The organism is Leisingera sp. F5 (assembly GCF_001593695.1).
In genome coordinates, this window is record NZ_LUKH01000144.1 from 1 (window position 1) to 4,898 (window position 4,898).

Here is a 4,898-nt window from a genome sequence, read left to right on the forward strand (position 1 = left end):
CAGCTCTCCCTTCAAGATCCAGCAGGTGGTCAACACGGCCTTCAATCCCGGCCTCAATCCCGACTTGATCTGAGATCCGCCCGGCCTGCCCGGCTCGGGGCAGATTTTTCTCCGGAAATACGTGCATCATTCCGCGGCCACCTTGTGAACCGCAGCCGGTTTCACGTCCGCATCGACAATAGTCAGCGTCGCGCTGATTGACCCTTTGCGGCCGTCTTCATAGGTCACTTCCGTTACGGTCGAGACTTGCTCCGAACCGTCGTACAGCGCGGTAATGATGTCGTCGAACTTCTCCTCAACGATGCGGCGGCGCACTTTGCGGGTGCGGGTCATTTCGCCGTCATCGGCGTCCAGTTCCTTGTGCAGAACCACAAATCGGTGAACCTGGCAGCCTGACAGCATCGGGTCTTCCGCCACCGATTTGTTCACCGCCGACACATGCCCGCGGAGTGACTCCAGAACTTGCGGATGCCCGGCCAGTTCCTGATAGGATGCATAGGCGATATTGTTGCGCTCTGCCCAGTTTCCGACAGCCGTCAGGTCAATATTGATGAAGGCCACGCAGCGGTCCTTGCCATTGCCAAACAGCACTGCTTCCAGAATGTCCGGGTAGAATTTCAGCTTATTTTCCACATACTTGGGCGCAAACATCGCACCATCAGCCATCTTGCCCACGTCCTTGGCACGGTCAATGATCCGCAAGTGGCCGGAGCCTTCCTCAAAGAAACCGGCATCGCCAGTGGCCACCCAGCCCTCTGCGTCCTTGGTCGAGGCCGTGGACTCCGGATTGTTGAAATACTCCACAAACGTGCCCGGCGAGCGGTAGTAGATTTCACCGTTGTCGCCGATCTTGATCTCCACCTCCGGTGCAGGAACACCCACGGTATCGGCGCGAACCTCGCCATCCGGCTGCACGGTGATGAACACGGTGGCTTCGGTCTGGCCGTAAAGCTGTTTCAGGTTGATACCCAGAGAGCGGTAGAAATCAAAGATCTCCGGCCCGATTGCCTCCCCCGCGGTATATCCCACACGGATGCGGCCGTAGCCAAGCGTATCCTTGAGCGGGCCGTAAACCAGCACATTGCCCAATGCGTATTTCAGCCGGTCCATCAGACCCACCGGCTTGCCGTCCAGAATGTCGCCTCCGACTTTCTTGGCATGGGCCAGAAAATGGTGGAACATCTTGCGCTTCAGGGCGCCCGCGTCCTCCATCCGGATCATCACATTGGTCAGCTGGCCCTCAAACACCCGCGGCGGTGCAAAGAAGTAAGTCGGACCAATCTCTCGCAGGTCGGTCATCATGGTATCGGCGCTTTCCGGGCAGTTCACGCAGAAACCGCACCAGTAGGCCTGACCGATTGAGAAAATGAAATCGCCCACCCAGGCCATCGGCAGGTAGGACAGGATGTTCTCACCCAAAGTCAAATGGTCGAACTCAGCCGAGTTCTTGGCGCTCTGGATCACATTCCGGTTCGACAGCACCACGCCCTTGGGCTTGCCGGTGGTGCCGGAGGTATAAAGCATTACGCAGGTGCTATCGTAGGTCAGCTTGGCCTGGCGCGCCTGCAGCTCACCGGTCAGTTCGTCGCGCGCCGCGCGGCCCTGATCCTGGATATGGCTGAACTGGTGCAGCTGGGTATGCTCGTATTTCCGCATCCCGCGCGGGTCGAGATAGATCATATGCTCAAACTGATGCAGCTGATCCTGGATCTCGATCACCTTGTCGGCCTGCTCCTGATCGCCCACGATCACAAAGCGTGCGCCGCAATGGCCCAGCACATAGGCCATCTCTTCAGCCACGGCGTCCTGATAGAGCGGTACCGGCACGGCACCCACCGCCTGTGCAGCAACCATCGACCAGTAGAGATAAGGACGGTTGCGGCCGATAATAGCGACAAAATCGCCTTCATTCACGCCAAGGTTGATGAGGCCCAGCGCCAACGCCTCGATTTCCTTTGCCGCCTCGGCCCAGGTCCAGCATTGCCAAATGCCGAATTCCTTTTCCCGGTAGGCCGGTGCATTAGCGAATTGCACCGCATTGCGTTGAAGCAGCGCCGGCAGGGATAACATCCCTTCGGCGCCCATCTGCATCTGAGCCAACTTTCTTTCCTCCCTTTCCGGCGTTGCTGCCGGACCTGACCGCTGCCCGCGGTTCTGGTCCCGAGTAGGGACGTGCAAAGAATAGCCCGTCAACTTTTTCCTGATGTTTTCCCAAATCTTACGAATTGTAACAATGCTGTTCCCCTTGTTTTACGGGCTGTTACGCAAGCTGCCGAGCCACCGGGCACACAAAATCCTGCAGCCTTTGCAACGACACCGGGGCAAAGCGCGCGGGATGCGCACGAACTGGCTGGAATTCGAATCAAACGCAGCGGGCAGTCGTTTCAAGTTTCGCATCACTTGCACCATCTTCCGCTCACCGCGTCCGGCAACCCTAAGGAGATCTCCGGTCTGACGCGACGGCATGGCCTTCTCCCGCGGCTGAATGGCAATTTGCCCCGCACTCGCCGCGGTGCTAGCCATGAAGCGGGGAGAACCATGAACCGAATAAGCAAGCCGCACGCCGCCATGACCACCGCCGGTCTGAACCTGATCGCCCAAGCACTGTCGATCTATGACAACGATCTGCGCCTGGCGGTCTGCAACAGGCGTTTCCAAGAGATGTTCTCACTGCCTGATCATCTGGTGCAGCCGGGGGCGTCCTTTGCCGACACTATCCGCTTTCTTGCGGAGGCTGGTGAATACGCGCCGGAAACAGATACCAAGGACATCGTGCAAAGCCGGGTTGCTCAGGCACTGGATTTTGTGCCGCATTACCTGGAGCGTGAACGGCCCAACGGGCAGATGATTTCGATCGAAGGCTCGCCATTGCCGCAGGGTGGCTGGGTCACTGTCTATACCGACATCACCCGCGCCAAACAGGCAGAACAGCTGTTGCGCGCGCGGTCTGCGGAACTGTCAGAAAAGCTGATCACCCATACCGAGGAACTATCCGCCGCCAACCGCCAGCTGGAAGCCACAAATACAGCCCTGGAAGAGACCAAGCGCCAGCTGACCGAGATCGAAGGCCGTACCCGGCTGACGACCGAGATGATGCCCGCCCATATCGCCCACGTCGATGCGGACGGCTATTACACCTATACCAACCGCCGCCTCAGCTCGGTGTTTCCCAGCCGCCCCTCCGACATCCTCGGCATGCATATTGCGGACGCGTTGGGAGAGACTGCCTTTGACCGGATTGAGCCGCATTTGCTGGCCGCCTACAAGGGCAGCAGCCCGGTATTCGAGTTCACCGAAAGCCACGGCAGCCGCCGCATCCGGGTGGCCTTTACCCCGGACCAGCACGGCGGCGTCTATATCCTGTCAATGGATGTGACTGAGGAAACCCAGGCCCGGGTTGCCCTGCAGCAGGCCCGCCGCCGCGAGATGGCGGCGCAGATGACCAGCGGGCTGGCGCATGATTTTTCGAACCTGCTGACCATTATTCTGGGAATGCAGTCGCGGCTGGCCCGGATGGAGCTGGGGCCAGAGGCGGACCCGCTGATTTCCGCAACGCTTTCAGCGGCACGGCGTGGCGGGCGGTTGCTGGACCGGATCGCAGACATGACCAGCCAGCGCGGCTGGCAGCCCCGCCCGCTTTCCCTGCCCGGCTTTCTTGACGAATTGCGCACCCTTGCCACGCCCTCTTTGCCCGAGGGCATGGAACTGCGGACACAGGACGACACCGGCGGCGCCTACATGGCCGATCCCGGCCTGTTACAGGATGCGCTGTTGAACCTGGTGCTGAACGCCCGCGACGCCTGTGGCGAGGCGGGGACCATCTCCCTGTCCGCGCAGGAGGTGCAGGACACCTGGTTGGAATTGTCGGTTGAGGACAGCGGACCGGGCTTTTCCGAAGCCGCGCTGCGCCACGGGCTCGAACCTTTTTTCACCACCAAGGGCGGCGAAGGGTCGGGGCTGGGCCTGGCGATGGTCTACGACATGACCAAGTTGGCGGGCGGCTCGGTCAGGCTGGCAAACACCGGGCAAGGCGCGCGCGTTTCGCTGCGCCTGCCGTTGCGCCGGGCGGCGCAGGCCCCCGTGCCCGACACTGGCCTTGCCCTGCTTGCCGAAGACAGCCCGGACCTGCGCGAGGCGATCCGCGAGATGCTGACTGCGTTGGGGTTTTCCGTGGTCGAGGCCGCCTCGGTGGACGAGGCCTGCGCCCTGGCCGAGGGCCTACCGGACATCGCCCTGGTCCTGTCGGACATTTCGCTGGAGGGGGACAGCCCCGGGCTGGACTTGGCGGACCGCCTACCACATCTGCCCCTCCGCTTCATGACGTCACTGCCGCCCGACCACCCGCTGCATGTTCGCGCGCACCGGCTTGGCCCCGTGCTGCCCAAACCCTTCTCCGCAGCCGACCTCGCCGGTTTCCTGGGGCTGGTGCCTCTTCCGGCGCCCGCGCAGATGGGCTAACCCCCGAACCATGAGCGCCCTAGTCACCATCCTCGACGACGAACCGGCCATCCGCGAGATGCTCTCCGACGCATTGGCCGAGGCGGGGTTCCGCACCATGTCCTTTGGCCGTGCGACGGAATTCGAGGCCGCCCTGCGCCGGACCACGCCGGATGTCTGCCTCGTCGATCTGGGCCTGCCCGACCGCGACGGGCTGACGCTGGTGCACCGGCTGGCCCTGGAACAGGGCGCGACGGTGATCATCATCTCGGGCCGGGCGCAGGTTCAGGACCGCGTCACGGGGCTGGAACTGGGCGCGGATGACTACATCATCAAGCCGTTCGAACCCTCCGAGGTGGTGGCCCGCATCCGCGCTCGTCTGCGGCGCGACAAACCCACGCCCCAGACCGGGAACACCGCCTTTTTCAATGGCTGGACTGCGCATTTCGACAGTTACATCC

At 61.8% G+C, this 4,898-nt stretch carries 3 protein-coding genes; 2 read left to right on the forward strand and 1 reads right to left on the reverse strand.

The window, feature by feature from the left end; genetic code table 11:
• Nucleotides 1-126: 126 nt before the first annotated feature.
• Entirely contained in the window at nt 127-2,091 is a 1,965-nt protein-coding gene (locus tag A2I95_RS25950) for an AMP-binding protein (protein ID WP_291734557.1), read from the reverse strand.
• A 447-nt stretch (nt 2,092-2,538) separates the two neighbouring features.
• Here A2I95_RS25950 and A2I95_RS25955 point away from each other — a divergent pair, with 447 nt between their 5' ends.
• Together A2I95_RS25955 and A2I95_RS25960 are read left to right on the forward strand one after the other, a co-directional pair.
• The gene (locus A2I95_RS25955; protein ID WP_291734553.1) at nt 2,539-4,458 is read left to right on the forward strand and encodes a PAS-domain containing protein; all 1,920 of its coding nucleotides are present in this window, start codon (nt 2,539-2,541) and stop codon (nt 4,456-4,458) included.
• A gap of 10 nt (nt 4,459-4,468) precedes the next feature.
• On the forward strand, nt 4,469-4,898 hold a 430-nt coding region (locus A2I95_RS25960; protein WP_291734555.1), incomplete at its 3' end, for a response regulator transcription factor.

Excerpts from the sequence above, each read along its gene's own strand:
- A2I95_RS25950 (WP_291734557.1), bottom strand. The coding sequence starts at position 2,091 with ATGCAGATGGGCGCCGAAGGGATGTTATCCCTGCCGGCGCTGCTTCAA.
- A2I95_RS25955 (WP_291734553.1), top strand. The coding sequence starts at position 2,539 with ATGAACCGAATAAGCAAGCCGCACGCCGCCATGACCACCGCCGGTCTG.